Annotated in this window: 20 protein-coding genes; 13 read left to right on the top strand and 7 right to left on the bottom strand. The window is 74.4% G+C overall.

Annotated elements, in window-relative coordinates:
* Nucleotides 1-101 precede the first annotated feature (101 nt).
* The 7 genes from ACIRJT_RS23210 to ACIRJT_RS23180 all read left to right on the top strand — a co-directional run bounded on the left by ACIRJT_RS23210 (nt 102) and on the right by ACIRJT_RS23180 (nt 7,852).
* The gene (locus ACIRJT_RS23210) at nt 102-755 is read left to right on the top strand and encodes a TetR family transcriptional regulator (protein WP_403912017.1); all 654 of its coding nucleotides are present in this window, start codon (nt 102-104) and stop codon (nt 753-755) included.
* Between the two features lie 118 nt (nt 756-873).
* Complete coding sequence (locus tag ACIRJT_RS23205; protein ID WP_403912014.1) at nt 874-2,082, top strand: alpha/beta hydrolase; 1,209 nt, start codon at nt 874-876, stop codon at nt 2,080-2,082.
* Nucleotides 2,083-2,168: 86 nt separating this feature from the next.
* Nucleotides 2,169-3,134 (top strand): DUF4429 domain-containing protein, encoded by a 966-nt coding sequence (locus ACIRJT_RS23200; protein WP_403912011.1) that lies wholly within the window; start codon nt 2,169-2,171, stop codon nt 3,132-3,134.
* 167 nt (nt 3,135-3,301) lie between these two features.
* Nucleotides 3,302-4,636 (top strand): sensor histidine kinase, encoded by a 1,335-nt coding sequence (locus ACIRJT_RS23195; protein ID WP_403912008.1) that lies wholly within the window; start codon nt 3,302-3,304, stop codon nt 4,634-4,636.
* On the top strand, nt 4,633-5,322 hold the full coding sequence (locus ACIRJT_RS23190; RefSeq protein ID WP_050361318.1) for a response regulator transcription factor: 690 nt from the start codon (nt 4,633-4,635) through the stop codon (nt 5,320-5,322). Before ACIRJT_RS23195 ends, ACIRJT_RS23190 begins: the two co-directional genes overlap by 4 nt.
* A gap of 170 nt (nt 5,323-5,492) precedes the next feature.
* Nucleotides 5,493-6,623, top strand: coding sequence for an alpha/beta hydrolase (locus ACIRJT_RS23185; protein ID WP_403912004.1), 1,131 nt, complete (start codon nt 5,493-5,495; stop codon nt 6,621-6,623).
* Entirely contained in the window at nt 6,620-7,852 is a 1,233-nt protein-coding gene (locus tag ACIRJT_RS23180; protein WP_403912001.1) for an acyltransferase, read from the top strand. Before ACIRJT_RS23185 ends, ACIRJT_RS23180 begins: the two co-directional genes overlap by 4 nt.
* Before the next feature lie 71 nt (nt 7,853-7,923).
* Here ACIRJT_RS23180 and ACIRJT_RS23175 read toward each other — a convergent pair whose 3' ends face one another.
* Nucleotides 7,924-8,937 carry an aldo/keto reductase gene (locus tag ACIRJT_RS23175; RefSeq protein WP_403911999.1) on the bottom strand — a complete coding sequence of 338 codons (1,014 nt, stop codon included), beginning with the start codon at nt 8,935-8,937 and terminating at the stop codon, nt 7,924-7,926.
* Nucleotides 8,937-9,437: a MerR family transcriptional regulator gene (locus tag ACIRJT_RS23170; protein ID WP_403912053.1), complete on the bottom strand. Its 501-nt coding sequence runs from the start codon at nt 9,435-9,437 to the stop codon at nt 8,937-8,939. Before ACIRJT_RS23170 ends, ACIRJT_RS23175 begins: the two co-directional genes overlap by 1 nt.
* A 179-nt stretch (nt 9,438-9,616) precedes the next feature.
* On the opposite strand from ACIRJT_RS23170, the gene ACIRJT_RS23165 reads away from it, so the two are divergent.
* From ACIRJT_RS23165 to ACIRJT_RS23140, 6 genes are all read left to right on the top strand, one after another.
* Nucleotides 9,617-9,910, top strand: a complete 294-nt coding sequence (locus tag ACIRJT_RS23165; protein ID WP_403911997.1) for a small hydrophilic protein — start codon at nt 9,617-9,619, stop codon at nt 9,908-9,910.
* Complete coding sequence (locus ACIRJT_RS23160; protein WP_403911994.1) at nt 9,900-11,324, top strand: ATP-binding protein; 1,425 nt, start codon at nt 9,900-9,902, stop codon at nt 11,322-11,324. Before ACIRJT_RS23165 ends, ACIRJT_RS23160 begins: the two co-directional genes overlap by 11 nt.
* A complete protein-coding gene (locus ACIRJT_RS23155) occupies nt 11,321-11,980 on the top strand; it encodes a response regulator transcription factor (protein ID WP_097922265.1) in 660 nt (219 codons plus the stop codon). The genes ACIRJT_RS23160 and ACIRJT_RS23155 overlap by 4 nt, the downstream gene beginning before the upstream one ends.
* A gap of 172 nt (nt 11,981-12,152) precedes the next feature.
* Nucleotides 12,153-13,586 carry an SLC13 family permease gene (locus tag ACIRJT_RS23150; protein ID WP_403911991.1) on the top strand — a complete coding sequence of 478 codons (1,434 nt, stop codon included), beginning with the start codon at nt 12,153-12,155 and terminating at the stop codon, nt 13,584-13,586.
* On the top strand, nt 13,583-14,788 hold the full coding sequence (locus tag ACIRJT_RS23145) for a glycerate kinase (RefSeq protein ID WP_403911988.1): 1,206 nt from the start codon (nt 13,583-13,585) through the stop codon (nt 14,786-14,788). Before ACIRJT_RS23150 ends, ACIRJT_RS23145 begins: the two co-directional genes overlap by 4 nt.
* Before the next feature lie 154 nt (nt 14,789-14,942).
* Complete coding sequence (locus tag ACIRJT_RS23140; protein ID WP_403911985.1) at nt 14,943-15,755, top strand: serine hydrolase domain-containing protein; 813 nt, start codon at nt 14,943-14,945, stop codon at nt 15,753-15,755.
* Between the two features lie 116 nt (nt 15,756-15,871).
* On the opposite strand, the gene ACIRJT_RS23135 is transcribed toward ACIRJT_RS23140, so the two are convergent.
* The 5 genes from ACIRJT_RS23135 to ACIRJT_RS23115 form a co-directional block, all read right to left on the bottom strand.
* Nucleotides 15,872-17,140 carry an RICIN domain-containing protein gene (locus tag ACIRJT_RS23135; RefSeq protein WP_403911982.1) on the bottom strand — a complete coding sequence of 423 codons (1,269 nt, stop codon included), beginning with the start codon at nt 17,138-17,140 and terminating at the stop codon, nt 15,872-15,874.
* A gap of 177 nt (nt 17,141-17,317) precedes the next feature.
* Nucleotides 17,318-21,094 carry a hypothetical protein gene (locus ACIRJT_RS23130; protein WP_403911979.1) on the bottom strand — a complete coding sequence of 1,259 codons (3,777 nt, stop codon included), beginning with the start codon at nt 21,092-21,094 and terminating at the stop codon, nt 17,318-17,320.
* Nucleotides 21,091-21,987, bottom strand: a complete 897-nt coding sequence (locus tag ACIRJT_RS23125; RefSeq protein WP_403911976.1) for a type VII secretion system-associated protein — start codon at nt 21,985-21,987, stop codon at nt 21,091-21,093. Before ACIRJT_RS23125 ends, ACIRJT_RS23130 begins: the two co-directional genes overlap by 4 nt.
* Nucleotides 21,988-22,294: 307 nt before the next feature.
* Nucleotides 22,295-23,122: a type VII secretion system-associated protein gene (locus ACIRJT_RS23120; protein WP_403911974.1), complete on the bottom strand. Its 828-nt coding sequence runs from the start codon at nt 23,120-23,122 to the stop codon at nt 22,295-22,297.
* A 44-nt stretch (nt 23,123-23,166) separates the two neighbouring features.
* Nucleotides 23,167-23,925 (bottom strand): type VII secretion system-associated protein, encoded by a 759-nt coding sequence (locus ACIRJT_RS23115; protein ID WP_403911972.1) that lies wholly within the window; start codon nt 23,923-23,925, stop codon nt 23,167-23,169.
* Nucleotides 23,926-23,934: the final 9 nt, after the last annotated feature.

The following is a 23,934-nucleotide window of genomic DNA, read 5'->3' as shown; positions in this document are numbered from 1 at the left end:
CAGTTGACAAACCAATTCACAAGTCAGTAACTGTCACGTAGCTCACACGAAGCGCACAGGTATGCTGAGCTGGACAAACACGGGAAAAGAGGAACCGGTACGTGACCGACGGGCAGACAGTCGAGCCCCGAGCCGGACTGCGTGAACGCAAGAAACAGCGCACCCGGGACGCCCTGGTACGCGCCTCCCTCGAACTGTTCACCACCCAGGGGTACGAGCGCACCACCGTCGACGAGATCGTCGACGCCGTGGAGGTCTCCCAGCGCACCTTCTTCCGCTACTTCGCGAGCAAGGAGGACGCCACCTTCGCCGTGCAGGAGATGGTCGAGTCCCGCTTCATCGAGGAGCTGCGCCGCCGCCCCGCGGACGAAGCCCCCTTCGAGGCCATGCGCCGGGCGGTGCTGTGCGCGTGGAACAGCATCGGTGAGGCGATCGAGGAGGTCGTCTCCGTCGATCTCCATATGCGGACCTACCAGATGATCGAGTCGACCCCCTCCCTGCTCGCCGCCCACATGCGGCGCGGCGTCGCCCTGGAGCACCAGATCGCCCTGCTGATCGCGGAGCGCGAGGGGCTCGACGTGGAACGGGACCCCCGGCCGCGGGTGGCCGTCGCCGCGTTCTCCGCGGTGATGCGGGTGACCGGTCAGCTGTGGGGCCGGGGGCTCGATCCGAGCGTGGAGGCGCTGCGCGACCTGACCGAGGAGTATCTCGACCAGCTCGTCCCGGCCCTCGCCCGGAACTGGCGCCGGGAGTAGCTCGGCCACCGGGCGGTGGTGACCCTCTGTGAGAGATCCATGGTGAATCCTCCGCGGACGGGTGATGTACCTCACCCGAATCACGGCTGTCGGCGCACGTCTCCTAGGGTGTGGCGCAGTGACTTCCTTCGACACCTCACCCACGTTGACCGCATGGCGCGCTCTGCTCGCCGTGGCGGTGGTGTTCGTGATGCTGGCGACGACGGGCTGGAGCGCCGTCCGCGATCAGCACTCCGACGGGGAGCGCGAGCTCGCGCTCGCCTCCTGGGCGAAGGACCGGATAGCCGGCCGCTCGCTGCCGGACGCCGACGCTCCCGCCTACCGGCTGGCCCACTTCTTCGCCACCCTCACCTCGGGACAGCAGATCGCCCTCGCGGGCGAGTACCCGTCGGTGGTGGGGAATCTCAACGGGGCTCCGGTCACCCTGCGCTACCACGCCAACCGGGTGGCTCTCAGACAGGCCGTGGCCGTGGAGAAGACGCGGGCGCACGACGAGAAGCTCTCGCCGGACGGGCGCGGTGAGGCGGTGGCCCGTCTCGACCGGTTCCGATCGATGCTCGCGGGCAAGCGCCAGTTCCTGGCCTTCGATCCCTCCGGGAGGGGCCGTGCGGCCGAGGTGTTCGGGAATCTCGACCGGGCCGCCCGGGTCTCCGTCGTCGTCCCGGGCGTCGACACCCATCTGCTGACCCTGGAGCGCAGCACGCGCGCGTACCGGGCCCCCGTCGGCATGGCCAGGTCCCTGTACCGGGCGGAGCGCTCGGCCTCCCCCGGCATCCGTACGGCTGTCATCGCGTGGGCCGACTACACCGCCCCGGCCGGTCTCGGCATGGACGCGGCGCTGGGCGGGCTCGCGGCGAACGGCGCGGTCCGGCTGAACGCGATGGTCGGCGCGCTGCCGGGCTCCTCGAAGGTCTCGCTGTTCTGCCACAGCTACGGCTCCGTGGTGTGCGGGGTGGCCGCGCACCGGGCCCACGACCGGGTGGCCGACATCGCGGTCGCGGGCAGTCCCGGCATGCGGGCCGCGAACGCCGGGCAGCTGGAGACCGGCGCACGGATCTGGGCGACGCGGGACGGGAACGACTGGATCGGGGACGTCCCGCATCTGGAGTTCGGCGGGATCGGTCACGGGGCCGACCCGGTGGACCCGGCGTTCGGCGCGCGGATCGTCTCGGCGGCCGGCGCCGCCGGGCACAGCGGCTACTTCGAACCGGGCACCGAGAGCCTGGACAACTTCGCCGCGATCGGCGTCGGAGCGTACGGGTCGGTCAGCTGCGCGCGTGCCGACAGCACGTGCCACAGCGGTATTTCCGGCCAACGGGACGGCTGACGCGCGTAGAGGTCGGTGTCGGGCGGATTAATCGGGACTTGCTCCGAGGGGGGACGTGCGGGACTGTGCCGCATACGATGAGGCACATGGGTGATGTGCTGGCCGGAATTCATGCCACCTGGGAGTTCGACACCGACTCCGTGCTCATCCGCTTCGAACGGGGCATCCGCACACCGAAGCTCTTCCAGAGCCTGCGGGAACGCCGCATACCGTATGCGGCGCTGTCGTCGGTGGCGCTGACCCCCGGCAAGCGGGGCACGGTGGTTCTGCGTGCCGTGCCGAGAGCGGGTGCCGATCCTCTGGTGGAGGCTGCCTCCGGGCAGCTCAAGGAAGGGTGCGACCCCTATCGCCTGGTGCTTCCGGCGGAGCGGGAGGTGCTCGCCGAGTACTACGCGGACGAGCTGCGGGCCCTGCTGGACCCGGCGTCCGGCGAGAGCGCCGACCGCTTCCTGGTGGCGGCTCCCGAGGCCCCGATGAACTTCAAGGCGTACGACGGCCGGGCCAGCTTCGACGGCGAGCGGATCTCCTTCCGGTGGTCCTGGACCGGAGCCTCCAGCGCCAAGTGGAAGGCCGGCGACCAGACCTTCCGGGTGAGCGAACTGGCCGGAATCGTATGGCGCTCGCCCGAGGCGCTGGACGGCTATCTGCGTCTGGTTCCCCGCGCGGCGGCCCCGGTCGACCACCGCACCGGCGGCAGCCTGGGCGATCTGCACGGTCCCGTCGGCTCCGGTGACGCGGACGGCGGGGCGCCCGCGGGCGTGCCCACCGGGCCTCCGGCCGCCCGCGCGGACCAGGATCCGGCGGTCGTGCTGTTCGGTCTGGGATACGGGCCGGTGCACGAGTCGCTGCCGTTCGCCGCCGCCGTCCTGGAATCCGTACGCCGGACCCAGCCCGCGCCCGCCGCCTCCGCCCCGGTCCTGGTGAACGCCGGGCGGCGCGACCCGGCGGACATCGCCGAGCGGATACATCACCTCGGCGAGCTGCATCAGGCCGGACTGGTGACGGACGCCGAGTACAGCGCGAAGAAGGCCCAGCTGCTCGCGGAGCTGTGAGAGCGGTGGGAGCCGTGAGAGCTGTGGGAGCCGTGAGAGCTGTGCCCCCCGTGCCCTCGTGCCCCGCAGAGCTGCCACCCCGTACCGAGGTATGAGGCGGACCCGCCGAGGGTCGCGACCCCGGTATGACGCCCCGGGCCCCCGGGCCTGCCTAGGCTGACCGGGCCATGTCCACTTCCCCCGCCGGGCCTCCGCCGCCCGCCGACGGCCTGGTGAGCGCCGCCCGCCGCAATCTGCGCGAGCTCGCCCACGGGCTGTCCCACGCGTCCCATCCGTCCACCCCGCTGCTGGCAGGCGCGCCGAAGACGTGGCAGCGGCTGCTGCCGTACGTCGTGGTGCTCGCCCTGACCGCGGTCTTCATCCCGGTCACCATCAACGTCCTGACCACGCAGTACGACCTGCCGGGCGCACTGGCCGGGGCGCTCGGGGTGGCCCAGGCCGCTCCGCTGCTGATGCTGGCCCACCGGCCGCTCCAGGCGTGGTGGATCATCCTCCCCGCCGACATCGCGGGCGCGCTGGTGGTCCTGTCCCGGTCCGCCGAGCCGAGCGCCCTCTGGCCGTGGACCGCGCCGGCCCTGATCGCGTACCTCTTCCTGCTGCTGGCCCTCGGCCTGCGCGAGACCCGGCGGACCGTCGTCGGCGCCTGGATGGTGACGGCCGCCGCCGGGGCGGCGCTGCATCCGATCGCGCCGGACCGCAGCGCGGACAGCGCCCTGCTGCTGGCGATCCTCGGCGCGGTCGTCCTGGTCATCGGCGCGGCGGTACGGGAGCGTGGCGAGGCGACGCGGCGGCTGGCCGAGCAGGAGACGATCAGCGAGGGGGAGCGGGCGCAGCGCACGCTGCTGGAGGAGCGGACGCGGATCGCCCGTGAACTGCACGACGTGGTCGCGCACCACATGTCGGTGATCACCGTGCAGGCCGACTCCGCGCCGTACCGGATCTCCGGGCTGTCGGAGCCCGCGCAGGAGGAGTTCGCCTCGATCGCGGCGGCGGCGCGGGAGTCGCTCGGTGAGATGCGGCGGCTGCTGTCGGTGCTGCGCAGCGACGGCACGGAGGGCGACCGGGCGCCGCAGCCGGGCCTGGACCGGCTCCAGCAGTTGGTGGAGGCGACGGTACGGGCCGGGCTGCCGGCGGAGCTGTCGCTCGCGGCGGATCCGGGCGAGGTGCCGTCGACGGTGGATCTGTCGGCGTACCGGATCGTGCAGGAGGCGCTGGCCAATGTGGTGCGGCACGCGCCCGGGGCGCACACGCAGGTCTCCGTCCGGGCGTCCGATGGCCATCTGAACGTGCTCGTGGTCAACGGGCCCGCCCCGAAGCCCGCTTCGCCGCTGGAGAGTGCCGGGACCGGGCACGGGCTGGTGGGGATGCGGGAGCGCGTACGGTTGACCGGCGGCACCCTGGACACCGGGCCGCTGCCCGACGGCGGGTTCCGGGTGGCCGCCCGGATGCCGCTCCCGCCGGCCGTCTCCCCGTCCGTACCGCTCCCTTCGGAGGACCTGTGACCATCCGCGTGATCATCGTCGACGACCAGGCCATGGTGCGGGCCGGGTTCGCGGCGCTGCTGGCGGCGCAGAGCGACATCGACGTGGTGGGCGAGGCGGCGGACGGCCGCCAGGGCGTCGACGTCAGCCGCAACCAGCATCCCGACGTCGTCCTGATGGACGTCCGGATGCCGGAGATGGACGGACTGGCCGCCGCGCGCGAGCTGTTGAACCCGCCGGTGGGGGTGGTGCACCGGCCGAAGGTCCTGATGCTCACCACGTTCGACGTGGACGACTACGTGTACGAGGCGCTGCGCGCCGGCGCGTCCGGGTTCCTGCTGAAGGACGCCCCGCCCGCCGATCTGATCGCGGCGGTACGGGTGGTGGCGGCCGGGGACGCGCTGCTCGCGCCCTCGGTGACCCGGCGGCTGATCGCGGACTTCGCGGCGCAGCGGCCCTCCGGGGCGACGCGCGGCGGCCAGGCGCTCCGGCTCAACGGGCTCACCCCGCGCGAGAGCGAGGTGCTGGAGCTGATCGCCCGGGGGCTGTCGAACCAGGAGATCGCGGGGCGGCTGGTGCTGGCCGAGCAGACCGTCAAGACGCACATCGGGCGGGTGCTGGCCAAGCTGGACCTGCGGGACCGGGCGCAGGCGGTGATCTTCGCGTACGAGTCGGGGCTGGTGACTCCGGGGGACGCGGGGGCGTAGCCGCACCTCTGCCCCACCCCCGCACCTCTGCCCCACCCCCGCACCTGCCCCACCCCCTACCCCGGTATCACCCCGCGGTTGGCCCTCCGGTGTGACGCCCTCCCACCCGTCCTCTTCCTACCTTCCTCCCGGTCGCACCGGTCGGTGCGCATCCGGAGAGGGAGGGCACGATGCGCCGATACGCGAGGACCCTGGTCGCGTTCGCACTGGCTACCAGCGTGGTGACGGGAACCGCGGGCTGGGTTTCGACGGACGCGCAGCAGGCGCTGACCGGGCCGCCGCCGGGCAGTGCGCAGTGGCGGGCGGACCGGGCGCTGGGGGCGGGGCTGCCGGATCCGGAGCGTGCCACGCCTGCCGAAGTCTCCGCGTTCTTCGCGGGGTTGGGTGCCGACGAGCGGCAACTCCTGCTCGTTCGGCATCCGTCCGTCGTCGGGAATCTCGACGGGGCGCCCCTGGAACTGCGCTACCGCGCCAACTCCCTCGCGCTGGCCGCCGAGGACGACCCCCGCTACCGCTCGCTCGCCGCCCCCGGCCGCCAGATCCTCGCGTTCGACCCGCGCGGACGCGGCCAGGTCGCCGAGGTCTTCGGGGACCTGCGCACCGCGCACCGGGTCTCGGTGGTGGTGCCGGGGTCCGACAACGACGCCGGGACCTTCGACCGGAAGGTCGCCGGCCACGGGGCCCCGGCCGGTATGGCCAGGACCCTGCACACGGCGGCCGGTCCGGGGACCGCCGTCATCGCCTGGGTCGGGTACACCACCCCGGTGGGCGTCGGCATCGACGCGGCCACCGGCGCCCTCGCGGAGGCGGGGGCCGGGCGGCTCACCCGGTTCACGGAGGGCCTGGCGGCGGACGGGCTGCCCGCGCCGGCGGTGTTCTGCCACAGCTACGGCTCGGTGGTCTGCGGCCTGGCCGCGCACCGTCTCCCCGCCACCGACCTGGTGGTCCTCGGCTCCCCCGGCATGCGCGCCGACGACGTGGACGCGCTGGGGACGAACGCCCGGGTGTGGGCGGCGAAGGACCCGACCGACTGGATCGACGACGTGCCGAACGTGCGCTTCGCGGGCCTCGGCCACGGGGCGGACCCGGCCGATCCGGCGTTCGGCGCCCTTCGCGTACCGGCGGACGGGGCGCGGGGCCACGCCGGTTACTTCGAGCCCGGGACGGATTCGTTGCGGACCTTCGCCGCCATCGCGCGCGGCGACGCGGCGGAAGCGGCCCCGGACACGGCGGAACCGGACCCGGCAGAAGCCGCCCCGGTCCTGGAAGCCGCCCCGGTCCTGGAAGGAGTGGCCCGATGAGCGCCCTGCTGGAGAACGGCCGGCGGCTCGCGGCCCGTATCGACGCGTCCACCCCCGCCCACCGCGACCGGGCGATCGACGGCCTGCGGGCGCCGGCGCTGCTCGCCGTGCCGCTCGGTCACTGGATGCTCGGCGGGTTTCGGCTGGACGCCGACGGCCTGCACAACGCGAGCCCGCTCTCGACGTTCGCCGGGCTCGCGCCCGCGAGCTGGGTGCTCCAGATGCTGGGGATCTTCTTCCTCGTCGGCGGGTACGCCTCGGTGCTCTCCTTCCGCCGCCGGACCTCGACCACGGCCGCCTGGCTGGGCGGCCGGCTGGCCCGCCTCGGCCGGCCGGTGCTCGGGGTGACCGCCGTGTGGGCGGTGCTGCTCGCGGTGCTGTCCACGCTGGGCGTGCCCGGCGACACCCTGCGTACGGGGTCGACGCTGGTGATCCAGCCGCTCTGGTTCGTCGGGGTGTACACCGTGGTCACGGCCCTCACCCCGGTCTGCGTCACGCTGGCGCGGAAGCTCGGCGGATGGGCGGCGCTGCCGCTGCTGGCGTCGGTCGCGGTGGTGGACTTCCTGCGCTACGGGCCCTTCGCGGAGGCGATGCCGTCCTGGCTGAGCACGCTCAACATCCTGCCCGGCTGGCTCTTCGCGTATCAGCTGGGCGTGTCCTGGGGCGAGGGGCGGATCGGGAAGCGCGGGGCCCGGCTGCTGCTGGTCGGCGGCGGGGTGCTGTTCGCCGCGCTGCTGCTCGCCTTCCACTACCCGGCGTCGATGGTCGGGGTGCCGGGCGAGGCGCGGACGAACTCGCATCCGCCGTCGCTGCTGGTGGTGGCGCTCGCCGCGGCGCAGAGCGGGGCGGCGATCCTGCTGCGCGACCGGCTCGGGCGGCTGCTGCGCAAGCCGCTGCTCTGGGCGCCGGTCGTGGTGGTCAACCTGTCCGCGATGACGATCCTGTGCTGGCACCAGACCGCGATGCTGGCCGCCGCCGTACCGGCCTCGCTCACCGGGGCGGCGGGCACGGCGGTGGCGGGGCTGACGACCGCGCCGGACACGGTGGGGTGGATCCTCGCCCGGATCGCCTGGCTGCCGGTGTTCGCCGGACTGCTGGTGCTGATCGCCCGGTACGCGCGCCGCTTCGAGGCTCCGTGGCAGGCGGGCACCCGCGCCGCGAACGCCCGCCGCGCGCTGGCGGGGCTGCTCGCGGCGGGGTTCGCGGTGTTCGCGCTGGGGCTGGCGTGAGGCGTCGCGCGGGGCGCGACCCGGTCGTCATGAACTTCATGGACCAAGCAGTCTCCGCGTACGGTTGCGGGCTACTCACGCGCCGCCGACGTGCTGCTCATGTCCGGGTAGCGGTCCCCCGCCACTCGGCCCGCGATCGGCTCCAGCGCGGCCAGCTCGTCCGCCGTCAGGGTCAGCCCGGTCGCCGCCGCGTTCTCCAGGAGGCGGCTCCGCCTGCGGGTGCCGGGGATCGGGACCACGGTCAGCCCGTGCACCCGGGCCCGCTGCTGGACCCAGGCGAGGGCCACCTGCGCGGCCGTGACCCCGTGGGTGGCGGCGATCTTGTGGACGGGCTCCAGCAGGGCGGCGTTGCTGCGGGCGTTGTCGCCGTTGAACCGGGGCTGGCGGGCCCGGAAGTCGCCCGAGGAGAGGTCCTTGCCCGCGTCGGTGAAGGAGCCGGTGAGGAAGCCCCGGCCGAGCGGTGAGTACGGGACGAGCGTGACGCCCAGCTCGGCCGCCGCGCCGACGGCGCTCTTCTCGACGTCCCGGCTGAAGAGGGACCACTCCGACTGGAGAGCGGCGATCGGGTGCACGGCGTGCGCCTCGCGCAGCTCGGGGCCGGTCACCTCGCTCAGCCCGAGCTGCTTGACCTTGCCCTGCTGGACGAGTTCCGCCATCGCGCCGATCGACTCGGCGAGCGGGACGGCCGGATCGCGGCGGTGCATGTAGTAGAGGTCGATGACGTCGGTGTCCAGCCGGCGCAGGCTCGCCTCGACGGCGGTGCGGATGTACGCGGGGTCGTTGCGGATGGCCCGGTAGGTCGGGTCCTCGGTGCGGACCATGGCGAACTTGGTCGCGAGCGTGATCTCGTCCCGGTGGGCGGCGACGAACGGCGCGAGGAACTCCTCGTTGGCCCCGCGCCCGTAGGCGTCGGCGGTGTCGAGGAGCGTGACGCCCGCCTCCAGGGCCTCGTCCAGGGTGTCCCGGGCGGCGGCCTCGTCGGTGTCGCCGTAGAACTCGCTCATGCCCATGCAGCCGAGGCCCTGGACGCCGACCCGCGGCCCTCCGGCACCCAGCTCGACGGTGGTGATCCTGTCAGCGGTCATCAGGCGGTGTTCCTCTCCGGCGCCCTGCGGGCGCCCGCGTAGTAATCGATCTTGTGGTCGAGGACGGCGAGGGTGTCGTGGAGCTCCGCGATCCGCGTGATCACGTCACGGCGGGTCGCCTCCAGCAGTTCCTGCCGTTCCTCGAAGGTGGACGCGCCCTCGCGCAGCAGCTCCGCGTACCGCACCATGTCGGCGACGGGCATCCCGGTCAGCCGCAGCTTGCCGACGAAGGCCAGCCAGTCGAGGTCACGGTTGCTGAAGCGGCGCTGGCCGGTGTGCGAGCGGTCGACGTGGGGCATGAGCCCGATGCGTTCGTACCAGCGCAGGGTGTGCGCGGTGAGTCCGGTGAAGGCGACGACCTCGCTGATCGTGTAGCTGTCCCTGCCCGCCGGGCGGGGGTGCGCCTCCGGGGCGGCCGCGCAGGCCTCCACCGCCGGTGAGGGCCGCGGGTGTGCGATGGTCGCGGGAGTGCTCCGGGAGGTTTTGTCGATCACCGTCATGTCCTCCACGCTAGATCCTTGGAGTGCACTCGAAGCAAGCGGGAACGGCTCGAAGCGCGCGGAACGGCGGGTCTTCCCGGGTCGGCCACTCCCACAGATGGACGGGAAGCGCATCGAAGATGAAGGATTGTTCATCCTGGCTTCATGTTCGGACCGTCCGGGACAGTCAGGGTGAACGCATGGCTTTCTCACCTCGTCTGGCGGCCCTGGCAGCCGTCGTCGCCGTGCCCCTCGGCATAGCGGCCACCAGCTATGCCATGACCGACACCTCGGAAGCACCGAAGGTGCCTCCCACCGTCCAGCTGGAGGAGAGTCCGCGCGGCACACCGTCGCCGAGCGGTGTCACGTCGCCGACCGACGTCCCGACGCCGAGCGGCTCCTCCTCTCCGTCCCGTACACCGGACAGCTCCGTCGTCCCGGGCCCCTCGGCGGCCGACGACGACGATGACGACGACTTCGGTGATGACGGTTAGCCTGCCGAGGATTTCCGCCCGGGTTCGGATCCTGCTGTGGTTGCTGGTCGTGATGGCGGTCGCGCTGGGCGCGGTCGCCGTCACCGTGCGTTCGATCCTCCAGCGGGACGTGGACCACCGCATCAGCCAGCTGCTCACCCAGGAGACCGGCGAGTTCGCGAACTTCGTGCCGCAGGGCGTGGACCCGGACACCGGCGGCCGGTTCGACACGGCGGACCGGCTGCTCCGCATCTATCTGCAACGGCAGTACGCGGACCCGGACGAGGAGCTGCTGGGCATGATCGGCCGGCCCGGCGACAAGCCCGGCGTCATCCGGCAGCGCCGCGAACTGCCGCAGGGCATCGCCCTGTGGCAGGACGACCCCTCGCTCGCCCGGATCCACGCCTCCAAGGACTCCTTCGGGACGCTGGACCGCCCGCAGGGCGAGGTGCGCTGGGCCAAGGTCGTCATCGGGCCTTCCACGGGCGGGCAGCCCGGCGCGTTCGTCGTCGCCTTCCACCCGGAGCGCGAACGGGCCGTCGCCGACAAGACGTTCTGGACGCTGCTCGCCCTGTCCGGTGTGGCGCTGCTGATGACGACCGGGATCGGCTGGGCCGTCGCCGGACGCATCCTCGCGCCCGTCCGGCTAGTCCGGACGACGGCGGCGGAGCTGACCGAGCAGGACCTCACCCGGCGCATCCCCGTGGAGGGCCGGGACGACATCGCGGCCCTCGCCGAGACGTTCAACGCGATGCTCGACCGGCTGGAGCGGGCGTTCGCCGCGCAGCGGGTCTTCGTCGACGACGCCGGGCACGAGCTGCGCACCCCCATCACCATCGTCCGGGGCCACCTGGAGCTGATGGGCGACGACCCGGCGGACCGGGAGGAGACGGTGCGGCTGGTCACGGACGAGCTGGACCGGATGAGCCGCATCGTCGAGGACCTGCTCCTGCTCGCGGGGGCCGAGCGCCCCGACTTCGTGCGCCCCGAGCCCGTCCAGCTCGCGGAGCTGACCGCCGACGTGTTCGTGAAGGTGCGGACCCTCGGCGACCGGGAGTGGCAGCTCGACGGCGTCGCGGACCTCGAAGTGCGCCTGGACGAGCAGCGGATGACCCAGGCGATGGTGCAGCTCGCGCAGAACGCCGTCCAGCACACCGTGCCCGGCCAGCGCATCCGGATCGGCTCGCGGGCCGAGGCGGACCGCGTCGAGCTGTACGTCGCCGACCACGGGCCCGGGATTCCGCCGGAGGACGCCGAGGTGATCTTCGAGAGGTTCCGCCGGGGGACGTCCCGGCGCGGGACCCGCACCAGCGGCGCGGGGCTCGGCCTCGCCATCGTCAGGGCCATCGCGGAGGGCCACCACGGCCGCGTCGAACTACGCCGGACCGAAGGCGGCGGAGCCACCTTCGTACTCACGCTGGAGGCCGCCTCATGAACCGCATCCTGATCGCCGAGGACGAGGAGCGCATCGCCTCGTTCGTCCAGAAGGGGCTGCGCGCCAACGGCTTCACCACGGTCGTCGCCGAGGACGGGGACCTGGCGCTGGGCCACGCGCTGTCCGGCGGGTTCGACCTGATGGTGCTCGACATCGGGCTGCCGGGGCGGGACGGCTTCACCGTGCTGCGGGAGATGCGCGAGGCCCGTGTCACGCTGCCGGTCATCGTGCTCACCGCCCGCGACTCCGTGCGGGACACCGTGGCCGGGCTGGAGGGCGGGGCCGACGACTGGATGACGAAGCCGTTCCGCTTCGAGGAGCTGCTCGCCCGGGTACGGCTGCGGCAGCGCACCGCCGCCCGCGCGCCCGAGGTCACCATGTTGCGCAGCGGCAGTCTCGCCCTGGACCTGCGGACCCGCCGGGCCCGTGCGGGCGACCGGACGGTGGATCTGACCGCGCGTGAGTTCGTGCTGCTGGAGATGTTCCTGCGCCACCCCGGCCAGGTGCTGTCGCGCGAGCAGATCCTCTCCCATGTGTGGGGGTACGACTTCGACCCCGGGTCCAACATCGTGGACGTCTACGTGCGGGCGCTGCGCCGGAAGCTGGGCGCGGAGCGGCTGGAGACGATCCGGGGCATGGGCTACCGCCTGCCCTGACGTCCGCCCCCCGGCACCCGGCCGGAGCCCCGTCCCGCGTACCCGGGGCGGGGCCTTTCGCTGTCCCGGCCGCCTCGGGCCGCGGGGGTGCGAGGCCGCTCGACAAACTTGATGAAAAGGCCTTCACCGGACACTCATCAGGCGCTCACCCCGCCTTCAGAGGCTGTGCAGCGTGCCTCTACCACTCCGGCAGACCGTCGGCCTCTGTGCCGTCCTCGGACTCTGCGCTCTCCTCGCCGTCCCCGGCGCCGCCCCCGGCCTCAGCGTCGACGGGCGGCTCTCCCTCGCCGTCTTCGCCCTGGCCACCGCCGCCTGGATCGCCACCCCGGTGGACGACGCCTACATCGCGCTCGGCGCGGGCCTGGCGCTGACGGTCACCGGGGTGATCAGCAGCGAGACCCTGTTCGCCACCCTGGGCGACGAGACGGTGTGGCTGCTGATCTGCGCCTTCGTCCTGGCGGCGGCCGTCACCCGGACCGGTCTGGCCGGCCGGGCCGCCGTCTTCCTGGTCGGCGGGGCCAGGACCGTGCGCCAGCTGGTGCACCTGACCACGGCCGGACTGGTCGTCACCGCGTTCGCCGTCCCGGCCACGTCGGGTCGCGCCGCCCTCGCGCTCCCGGTGTTCCTGGCGCTGGCCGCCGCCCTGCGCGAGCGCGGCCGTCTGGTGGTGATGCTGGCGCTGCTCTTCCCCACCGTCATCCTGCTCTCCGCCGTCGCGACCCTGATCGGCGCGGGGGCGCACCTGATCACCGTCGGGGTGCTCTGGGAGCAGACCGGGGAGCAGCTGAGCTTCGTGCAGTGGCTCGTCCTCGGGCTGCCGCTGGCCGTCGTCTCCTCCCATCTCGCCGCCGAACTGGTGCTGTTGACGACGACCCGGCGGTCCGACCGCAAGGGTCCGGTCGTCATCACGGCGGCGCAGATCCAGGAGCACTCCGAGACGGCCGTCGAGGGACCGTTCAGCCCGGCGGAGTCCCGGTGTCTGCTCCTGCTGGCGACGGTCGTCCTGCTGTGGTGCAGCGAGCCCCTGCACGGGGTGTCGCCCGCCGTGGTCGCGCTCATCGGCGCGCTGGTGGCGACCTCGCCGGCCCTGGGGACCGTACGTTTCAAGGAGGGGCTGCGGACGGTGCCCTGGCCGCTGCTGCTGTTCATGGCCGCCACCATGGCGATGGGCGTCGCCCTCTCCGACTCGGGTGCGGCGGACTGGCTGGTGGGCTGGATACCCCTGGGGGCGTCCACGCCCCCGTGGGTCTTCCTGACCGGAGTGGTCGTCGTCAGCACGGCCGCCCATCTGGCGCTCCAGTCGCGCTCCGCCCGGTCCTCCGTGCTGGTCCCGCTGGTGGTCGCGGCGGCGGTCGCGGCCGGGGTCAACCCCGTCACGGCGGCGCTGGCCTCCACGGCCGCCGCCGGCTTCTGCCACACGCTGCCCTCATCGGCCAAGCCGGTCGCGCTCTTCGCCGACGTGCCCGACACCCCGACCTACACCCCGCGCGACCTGCTGCGGCTGTCCGCGTTCCTCGCCCCGCTCAGCGCGGCCCTCGTCCTCATCTTCGCCCTCGCCGTCTGGCCTCTGCTCGGCGTGCCCGTACTTCTGGAGACCCAGCCATGACCCTCCGCACCCAGCGCATCGCCATCGCCCCCAGCGGCTTCAAGGAGTCCCTCTCGGCCGCCCGGGTGGCCGAGGCCATCGCCGTCGGCGTACGGCGCGTGATCCCCGACGCCGACCTCGACCTCATCCCGCTGGTGGACGGCGGTGAGGGCACGGCGGAGGCGCTGGCCCTGGCGGGCGGCGGCCGGCTGGTCCCGTGCAGGGCGACGGGCCCGGTGGGCGAGCCGGTCGCCTCGCACTTCGCACTCCTGGGCGGTCCGGGGCCGCTGACCGCCGTCGTGGAGATGGCCGCCGTCGCAGGTCTCGCCCTGGTGCCGCCGGGCCTGCGCCACCCGGGCGCGACCACCACCTATGGCGTCGGCGAGCTGATCCGGGCGGCCCTGGACGCGGGGGCCCGGCGCATCCTCGTCGGCTGCGGCGACTCCGGTACGTCGGACGGCGGCGCGGGCGCCCTCCAGGCGCTCGGGGCCCGGCTGACGGACCGGCACGGCCGTGAACTGCACCGGGGCGGCGGGGCGTTGCACGAGCTGGAGCGCATCGACCCGTCCGGCCTCGACCCGCGGCTGGCCCGCACGGAGCTGCTCGTGGCCTGCAACCCGTACAACGTGCTGTGCGGGAAGCGCGGGGTGGCCCGGGTGTTCGGGCCGCAGAAGGGGGCGACCCCGGCGGAGGTGGAGCTGCTCTCGGCGGGCCTGGAGCGGCTGGCCGCCGTCCTCACCCGGGACCTCGCTCCGGCCTTCGCCCCGGCGACCGGCGTCCCGATCGATCTGCGTACGGCCCCCGGCACGGGTGCGTCCGGCGGTCTCGGGGCCGGACTGGCGGCCGTGGGGGCCCGCCTCCTCCCCCGCTACGACGTCCTGCTCGACGGTCTCGACCTCGACGCGCGCCTGGCCCGCGCCGACTTCGTGATCACGGCGGAGGGGGCGCTCGACCACCAGACCGTACGCGGGAAGATCCCGGCGGAGGTCGCCCGGCGGGCGCACGCCTCCGGGGTGCCGGTCCTGGTGCTGGCCGGGACGATCGGGCCGGGCGCGCAGGACGTGCGGGCGGTGGGCGTGGACGCGTACAGCGCGATCCTGCCCGCGCCGATGACGCTGGTGGAGGCGATCGACAGGAGCGGCGAGTTCCTGGCCGACGCCACGGAGCGCGCGATGCGGATCATGGCCCTGGGCACCCGGCTCGCGCCCCTGGCCGCCGCCTGACGCGGCACGCCCCGGTCCCGGGCTCCCCCGGCTCCCCCGGGGCCCGGGGCCCGGGGCCCGACGGTACGCGCGGCGGTCCATCGGGGGCCGTCGCTGTCCCGGGTCTCCCGGGGCCGGGGACGGGGTGCCGGGCGCGGCCGTTAGGCTCGGAGCCATGGAGAGCCTGCGCATCATCGACACCTGGCCGGTCACGACGGCGGCCGCCGCCGTCGTGCGGGCGGACGGCACGGTCCTCGGCACGCACGGGCCGGCCGACCACCGCTTCCCCCTCGCCTCGGTCACCAAGCCGCTCGCGGCCTACGCGGCGCTGGTGGCGTACGAGGAGGGGGCCGTCGAGCTGGACGAGCCGGCCGGGCCCGAGGGCTCCACGGTGCGCCATCTCCTCGCCCACACCAGCGGCCTGGCCTTCGACGAGCACCGGGTGACGGCCCCGCCCGGCAACCGCCGCCTGTACTCCAACGCGGGCTTCGAGGTGCTGGGCGACCACATCGCCAAGGCGTCCGGCATCCCGTTCGCGGAGTACCTGCGCCAGGCCGTCCTGGAACCGCTGGCCATGACCTCGACCACCCTCGACGGCTCCCCCGCCCGCGACGGCGTCTCCACCCTGGCCGACCTGGTCCGCTTCGCCGCCGAGGTGCAGGCCCCCCGCCTCCTCGACCCGCGTACGGTCCTGGAGGCCCAGACCGTCGTGCACCCGGGCCTCAAGGGCGTCCTGCCGGGCTACGGCCACCAGAGCCCGAACGACTGGGGCCTCGGCTTCGAGATCCGCGACGCCAAGTCCCCGCACTGGACGGGGAACACGTCCTCCCCGGCGACCTTCGGGCACTTCGGCCAGTCGGGCACGTTCCTGTGGATCGACCCGGTGGCGGGCGCGGCCTGCGTCGCACTGACGGACCGGGCGTTCGGGCCGTGGGCGGCACAGGCCTGGACGCCGTTCACGGACGCGGTGCTGGCCGAACTGGCCTGAACCGCCCGCTGCGGCGGCGCACGATCATCTTCCGGACGAAGGAGCGACGCCCCCGTTCCCGTGGTGCGTAAGGCCGCACCGTAGGAACAGGGGCGTCGCTCCGCCGGAGCGGATCCTCAGACGATCCAACGATCGCCGAAGCCGCAGTTGGCGATTTCGAGCACGGTGTCGTCTCCCGCGCTCGCGCCGCCGGTCGGACGCAGGCACAGGTCGTTGCTGACCGCGTTACGGATCCAGTTGGTCCCGTCCCCGCGGGGGTCGAGCCACCAGAGCTGGTTGTCGCCGGTCGCGTTGCAGTGGAACTGGGCGACCTTCGTTCCCGCCGGCCTCGCCTCGTAGTAGCCCAGGTCCAGGCACAGCCCGCCCTTGCTGTTGCGGATCAGGAAGAGGGGCGCGTTCTGGGGCCCGCCGTCCTGGTCCACGATGTCGAGGTTCCACAGCTGGTTGTCGGCGGTCGAGGCCGTGCAGGGGTCCTGGTTGATACGGCTGTTGACCTCGCCCTTGCCCCAGCCCGGGACGTCCACGCACTGGCCGGTCGCCGCGTTCTTGATCACGGTGTTCTGGACCCCGGAGCGTCCGTTGGCCCACTGGCGGAGCTGTTCGGCCGGCGTCAGCACCTTGGCCTTGACCTTGGGCTTCTTCTGGGCCTTGGACTTCTCCGGGGAGGGGGTCGGCGAAGGCGTGACCGGCTGCTGGTGGATCACGGGGCCGACCGGCTTCTTCTCCTTCTTCTCCTTCTTCTCCTCCTTCTTGCTCGGCTTGGCGGAGGGGGCCGGCGACTGGCTGGTGTAGGTCTCCGGAACCGGAGGGCGTTCGCTGTCCAGCACCGTGCCGGCCGCGTTCTCGGTCCGGGTGCGCTCGGGCTCGCGGTCGTCCTGCCCTGCCAGGAGGAAGGGCACCGCGATCAGGAGCGCGCCGACGATGCCGGCCGCCGCGAGCATCGGCTTCTTGGGCCGGCTGCCGGGCGGTTCGTCGCCCTCCTGCGAGCTCGCGCCACCGCCGCCACCGGTTCCGGTCGCGGTCGCCACGGTGCCCGAAGCCGGACCGTCGGTGCTGACGGTCGCCAGCTCCGCGGTCGGAACGGAAGCCGACGCCGCCGACGCGGAAGCGGCGCCGGACAGTGCCGCGGCCGGGGCGGCGGCGGGTTCGGCGGTGCTCTCCGCTTCCCCCCGGGGCGCGTTGGCGCGCGCCCCGGTCGCCTCGCCGGCCTTCGCGGCGTCCGGGCCCGTGGCGGCGTTCGTGTTCGCGGAGGTTCCGGACGCCGGGCTCTCCGCTCGGGTGGCGGCCTCCGGAGCGGCTCCGGAGGCGGGCGCGGCCGTACCGCCGGGCCGCTCGCCGCCGCCCGGCGCCAGTGCGCTGCCGGGGTCCCCGGGGGTTCCGGGCATGGTCACCGATCGGCGGACCGATACCGATGAGCCGCCGGAGTTCCGGCCGTTCCCCGTGCCGCTCTTCCCCGTGCCACTCTCGCCGGTGGACGTGCCCGACCGCGTGGATATGCGGGAGGTTGGATCATGCTCTCGTGCCACGTAAAGTCCTCGCTCTCGTCGGGGTTCGTTGTCGCGTCACGGTCCTGCCCCCACAGCGCCCGCGCAGCGCTCCGGCCAGTGGCCGGTGCCCTTGGGCGTCGCTTCGGGTCCGGACGCGACGGCTTCCAGCCGGGCGAGCACGGCCCGGTCCCCCTCGGGATCGGGCGCGAGCGCCCCGGCAGGTCCGGTCAGTTCACGCAGATGGATCTGCACGCCGGGCTGCGCGCGACGGACGGCCAGCACCCGGAAGAGCGTCCCGGGGGCGAACACGACCTCCTCCGGCCCGCGCTGCTCGGAGAACTGCCGCACGCGGCGGCCGGCCACCGACCAGATGACATAGCTGTCACCCGGCGGCGGTACGGTGCCGGCGTCCCGCCGCACGGTGCTCAACAGAGCCGCGTCGCGCAGCAGTGTCCCGGGACGCGGCGGTCCGGGACGGCCACCGCCTCCGGAGGCGGTGGTGCCGCGCAGCACCGCGCCCCGGTAGGACGGCATCCGGTTCAGCGCCGAGGCCACGCAGGCGCCGTACGGCAGCAGGTCCAGCTCGCGGTCGCGCAGGCTCCAGGTCAACGCGCCGTGACTGAAGGGTCCTTCGGGAAGGTGCAGGTACATCCGCAGCGCGATGAGATCGGCGCGGGCCGCCTCCTGTTCCTTTCCGCGCAGCGCGGGCATCCGGGCGAGCGCCCGTGCGACGGCCGCGCCGTGCCGGTCCCACAACTCGCCCGCGAGCGCGCGGAAGGCGGTCCGCTCGGCCTCGGAGCTGCGGTGACCGGGATCCAGCAGGATCGGGGGAAGCGGAGCCTGGGTGACCTCCGCGCCCTCGCCTCCGTTCCCCTCTCCTTCCCCGGCCTCGGTTACATGGCCGGTGTCGGCCGTGTCGAGGGCCTCGGGATCGGCATCGGGAACGCCTCGGGAATCCGGTACGTCCGGAAGCCGGGCGGCACCGGAATCCGACGAGGCGGTCGAGGTGACCGGCGCCGTCGCGGGCGCGGGGTCGGAGGATTCGGCCACTACCCGGTGCGCCGGCCCCGGTAGCGCGGGCTCCGGAGCGGCGGGCGCGGGCTCCGGAGCGCGTACGTCCGCTCCGGCGGGGCGGGGAACGGCCGGGGGGGCCTCGGTGGAGTCCGGTCCGGTGGACGGTTCCGAGGTGGGGGCGGCTGCCGGATCGTCCGGAGCTTCGGACGGTTCCGGGCCTTCGGCCCGCGCCGGGGTCTTCTCCCCGCCGGCTTCCTCGGGGCCGGGCGCGGGGAGCGACACACCGCTCGTCCTCAGCGCCTCCGGTCCCTCGGCGGGCGCCGATCCGGCACCCATGACGGGGCCCTTGTCGCCGCCGGGGCCTTCGGGCACCGCAGGTGCGGGGTCCTTCCGCTCAGCACCGGGCCGGTCCTTCCCGCCTTCCGGTTCGGAGCCGTCGGCCGCCACCGTGCCTTCGGTCGTGGCGGCGTTGCCGGTCGTCACGTCGGTGGTGCCGGCCGCCTCGACGCGTTCGTCCGGACCGGAGGTCTCGGTTGCTCCCCCGTTGTCGTCGCCTCGGGTCTCGGCCGCCGGTCCCGCGCGGCCGGCTTCTTCGGGGCCGGAGGTCCGTACAGGGTCTTCGTCCCGACCGGCGACGGGCGCGTCCGCCTCCGGGGCGTTCCGTTCCGGGGCCGGGGGCGTCGGAGCGGCATGGGTGCCACGCACCGGTCCGGCGGTCGTTCCCGACGTGCCGGCCCGTCCGGCGAACCCCGTCGGAACGCGGTCGTCCGACCAATCGAACGTGTCCGCCCGTCGCTCCCGCTCCCGCTCCGTGCGCGCCGCGCTCCTGACGGACGCGCCGGACATGCCCGGGGTGTCCGGGGTGCCCGGGGTGCCCGGGGTGCCCGGGGTGCCCGGGGTGCCCGGGGTGTCCGGGGTGCCCGGGGTGCCCGGGGTGCCCGGGGTGCCCGGGGTGTCCGGGGTGCCCGGGGTGCCCGGGGTGCCCGGGGTGCCCGGGGTGCCCGGCGTACTCGGCGTCGCGGGCGTACCAGGTGCACCGGATGTGCCCGCCCCCGTCGCGGCACTCGACTGCGCCCCCGTTCCCGTCTCCGCACCGGCGGCCATCGCCTCCCTGAGGTGCCGTGCACGGTCCGTGCGCGCCGCTCTGCCCCCGATCTTCGCCGGCGGGGCCGGCGTGGATCCGGAGGTCCGTCCCGGCTGGTGCGGCACCGCGGGCTGTCCGGACCGGGTCCACGGGCCTCGACCGGGGCGTTCCGCAGGTCCGGACGGGGCCGGGCGCTCGGTGCCCCGGACGGGAGGCGCCGGTGACAACGATGCCAGTCCGGCTGCGGCTCCGGACGGAGCGACGGCCCCGGTCCCGGCGGGACGGCCCGGGGCCGTCTGCCCGGACCGGGCCGGGGCCGGGGCGGCGTGGCGCAGGGTACGCAGTCCGTACTGGGCCGCCAGCCGCCGCAGTTCGCGTCCGCCGTCGCGGGCCACACCGTGCACATGGAGGACCGTGCGGCCGCGCAGGTCCGGCGCCAGGGATTCCAGCACGTTGGACAGGACCGGCCACAGCGAGGCGTCGAGGAGTTCACCCGGCATGCCCAGCTCGATCATCGGACCGGCCGGGTCCACCCGGCGGGCGGTGGGAGACAGCGCCGGGCCGCCGCGCGGCCCCACCCACATGCCGGCCCGGGTCACCGTGAGCTGCCAGTCATCGGTCAGGCCGACCACGCCCTCCTCCGGGCGCGCGGGCCCCGGCAGCGGAGGGCTCCAGCGCAGCAGCCGGGGCGGCCGGGCGCGGCCCTCCGCGTCCGGCGGGGAGCACCGGACCGCGTCCACGAACGGGATCCACGCCGGGGTGCCGTCCGGCGTCGCCAGGACCGACCGCACGGAGTAGGTGCCCAACAGGCCGGCGGCCGCGACGAGCGGCAGCCCGGTCATGACCTCCACCTCGATGTCCAGCCGGTCGGAGACCGACTGGGCCAGCGGCAGCAGATCGCGCCGCCCGCCGGGCACGAGCCGCACGTCGACCTGGACGTCGTCCGGGAGGGCTTCGAGCACCTCGGCGACCTCCTCGGCAGAGATGTCCTCGCCGAAGGGCACGCCGACCACCACGGTCAGGCGCCGGGGGTCGACCGGTACGGCGTGGTAGAGGTCGCCGGGCCGGGCCGGCGCGGCCCCGGACGGACGGACCAGCACCCCGGCCGGTATCTGCTCGACGACGCAGCCGCCCGCCAGGGTCGGCGGAAGGCTGTCCAGCGCGGACTGCCAGGACGGCTGCGGGCTGCGCGGGCCCAGGGGTTCCGGCCGTTTCCCCGGCGCGAACCGCCACCAGACGCCCGCCGAGGACTCCCGTCCGGCGCCTTCGACGGACGGGATGAAGAGGGAGCCGCCCGGCACGACGAGCGGCGGCCCGTCCGGCGCCTCCACCTCCATCCGCCAGGCGTCGGCGATGCGGCGCGCGGTGGCGGGCCGGCCCTCGGCGTCACGCCCCGCTCCGGGCATGACCAGCCGTACGCTGTCGGCCCCCGACTCGCTCAGCGTGTCGAGCAGTTCGCTCAGCTTCGGCCAGAAGGCGGCGGAGCCCGCACCCTCGGCGCCCGCGATCACGGTCACGGTGTCCTCGTCCGCACGCATGGTGCGGGCCAGGTCGGCGACGTCGGCCGGGGTGAGGGTGTCGTCGGAGAAGGTCCGCAGCAGCAGCATGCCGTCGTGGTCCTCGACCAGGAACCCCTCCTCGGCTCCACCGTTCGGTTCGGTGGAGGTGCTCGGCGCGGCAGCGGCGCGGTCGCGCCCGGCACCGGTGGAGGGTCCGGTGCCGCGTCGGCGTGCGAAGACTCCTCTGCCCTTCATGCCCGGGCCTCCGTTCCGGCCGGGGACGCGGCCGTTTCCGTCCGGCCGGGCGCGTCGGCGGCGAGCCGGTCGGCATCGGTCACGTGGACCGCCAGGATGCGCGGCGCGCTCGGCCCCTCCGGGCCGTCCGTGTCCACCGGCCGGGTCTCGCCGCGCTCCTGGGCGGCGATCTCCTCGGCCAACGCCCCCGTCTCCATGATCATTCCGGCCGGTCCGGTCGGGTTGAGGTAGAGGGAGTGCCCCTCGGGCAGCCCCTCGACCACGTCGGCCACCGGGACCAGCCGGGCGGCGAGCGATCCGAGGGCGCGGAGGTGGGCGGGGCTGGTGAAGACGGGCACCACGGGGTCGCCCTGGGCCGACCGGAGGGCCGTCGGCCCGCCGTCGGAGCCGATGAGCACCGCGACCTTCGACGCGGCCAGGGTACGCAGGACCTCGCCGGCCGGCCCGTAACCGGTCACGGCACGCTGAACGGCGGACTCCACCGGGTCGGTGGCCCTGGGCCAGCCGAGCGCCGCCGGGGAGGGGCGGTAGTCCGCGTTGTCCTCCCACGCGACGATCGTCCCCGCGGCGTCGGTGCGCCACCGGCCGGGAACCGCCCAGTCCGGCGGCGCCCCCCGCCCCGACCACGCGGCGTCGGGGACGCTCAGCCATCGGTCGGGCAGCTCCCGGGCCGCCTCGACCACCTCCGGAGGCGGCTCGGGCCGCGGACCGGCCGGGGCCACCGGCCCGTCCGGGGCGGGGGCCGGGTCCGCCGGCCGACCGGCGGCCGGAACCGCTTCGGCCGCCGCGGGTCCCGGCACCGGTATCGCCGGATCGTCCTCGGCTGCGGGGAGGGGCTCGGGTCCCGGCGCGGGAGGTATCTCCGGGACGGAGCTGTCGACGTACTCACTCACCGGCGGGCACTCCAAGAACAGAAGACATGAGCCATGTTCGCGAACTCACCCTCATCGGTTGACAGTCCGACGGTGCGGACCGCCGGGCCGGACCCCTCGGCCGTGGAGCAGAGGGCCGGCGAGCGGGCGGCAAGCGGAATCACCGGCCACGCGAGGATTCCGCTCACGGATGAACCGTACCTGCACAAAGCGGAGTTAGAGGAGTCGGATCTGTACCGTCCTGCCCTCCCCGCCGCCCGGCCCTGCCCTCCTCGCCGTCCGGCCCTGCCCTGCCACCGCCGAAACGGCCGGCCGGGGGCCCGCGGGCTCAGCTCTCTCCCCGGAAGAACTCGGGCCGCTCCCCGGCGGATCCGGGGGGCCGGGAGGCGGCCTCGGAGCCGTCGCCGGCCGTCGGCCCGGGGGGCCAGGCGTCGGCCTCCTCCAGGCGGGCGAACTCCTCCAGCTCGGCCTGGGCCGCCAGCAGGGCGCTCGCCGTGACGAGTTGCCCCACGGGGGCGGACGAGCTGAGGACCAGCACTTCCTTCCCCTCGGGCAGCCGGTCCAGGAGGTCGGGGACCAGCATCATCTCGTGCGGCGGCAGCCTGTCCTGGTCCAGGGCCGGGGAGGCCGGGAAGACCGGGACGGCCTGGGTGCCGTCCTGCGCGTCGGTGACCGCCAGGCCGCCCACCTCGTCGAGGCACACGGCGACTTCGGCGTCGGCGACCATCAGGGCGAACAGATCCTCCGAGGCGTACCCGGTGGCGACCAGTTGCACGGCGGCGTCCACGGGGCTGACCGGCGGGGCCCAGCCGTGCGCGTCGGGCGACGGGCGGTACTCGGCGTTCTCCTCCCACTCCACGATGTCGCCCTCGGTGTCGCTGCGCCAGCGCCCCAGGATCGCCCAGGGAGGCGTGGGCTCGCCCTCGTCGCCGGTCCAGTGCCGGTCGATCACGGACAGCCAGTGGCCGGGGGCCGCCTTGGCGGCCTTCACGTAGTCCTCGGGCGGCTCCCGGAACTCCGGTTGGCCCCGCAGCACGGCGGACGGGCCGCCCTGGACACCGGAAGGGCGCGGTCCAGAAGCAGCGGGCCCGTCGGCCGTCCCCGCGTCGGCGGGGCCGTCGGGCTCGCGGTCCGGTGCACCGGAAGGGCTCGTCATCGGGGCAACTCCATCGGTTCGCTTCGTGCGATGTACGGGGGCGGTCAGCTCTCGGAGCGCGCGGAGGCCTCGCGGCCGGTCTCTTCAGCGGGGTTCGGGAGGGGGGTGGCGGGGGAGGAATCCGGCCCGTCCGCCTCGGTGGCCGAGGACTCCGGGTCGTCGGCCCCGGCCTCGGTGGAGCGCCGCGGATCTTCCGGCGTCGCCCCGGCGGCCTCGTCGACCGCCCGGCGCAGGGCGTCGGTCTCCACGGTCATACCGACCGGCCCGGAGGGGTTGACGTAGAGCAGGTGGCCCTCCGGCAGACGTTCCATCACCTCGGTGACCGGCGCGAGTTCGTAGCCGAAGCGGCCGGCCGCGTGCAGATGAACGGGTGAGGAGAAGACCGGTACCACCGCGGTCCCGTCGGGTGAGACCGCCGACAGCGGTACGCCGCCGGGCGCGAGCAGAACGGCGACCTCCGCCGTGGCCAGCGCCCTGGGGACCGCCTCCCCCGGACCGTAACCCGTGGCGGAGAGCTGCACCGCCTCGTCCACCGGGTCGGTGGGGGCGGGCCAGCCGAGCGCCTGGGGCGAGGGCCGGTACGCCTCGTTCGGCTGCCACTCCTCGATGTCGCCGTCCAGGCCGGACCGCCACCGGCCCACCACGGCCCATTCCGGCGGATCGCCCTCGCCCGCCCATGCCGGGTCGACCATGCCGAGCCAGTGATCGGGAGCGAGCCGGGCGGCCTCCCTGATCTCCTCGGGGACCGGCGGCGCGGCGTCGTCGCCGGTCGCGGTCGGCCCTGCGGCAGTGCTGTCGTTCATGGATTCCTC

It is taken from the genome of Streptomyces sp. NPDC102283 (assembly GCF_044766265.1).
Classification (GTDB): domain Bacteria; phylum Actinomycetota; class Actinomycetes; order Streptomycetales; family Streptomycetaceae; genus Streptomyces.
The sequence above is the reverse complement of the archived record's forward strand: the minus strand, read 5'-3'. Positions and strand labels throughout refer to the sequence as shown.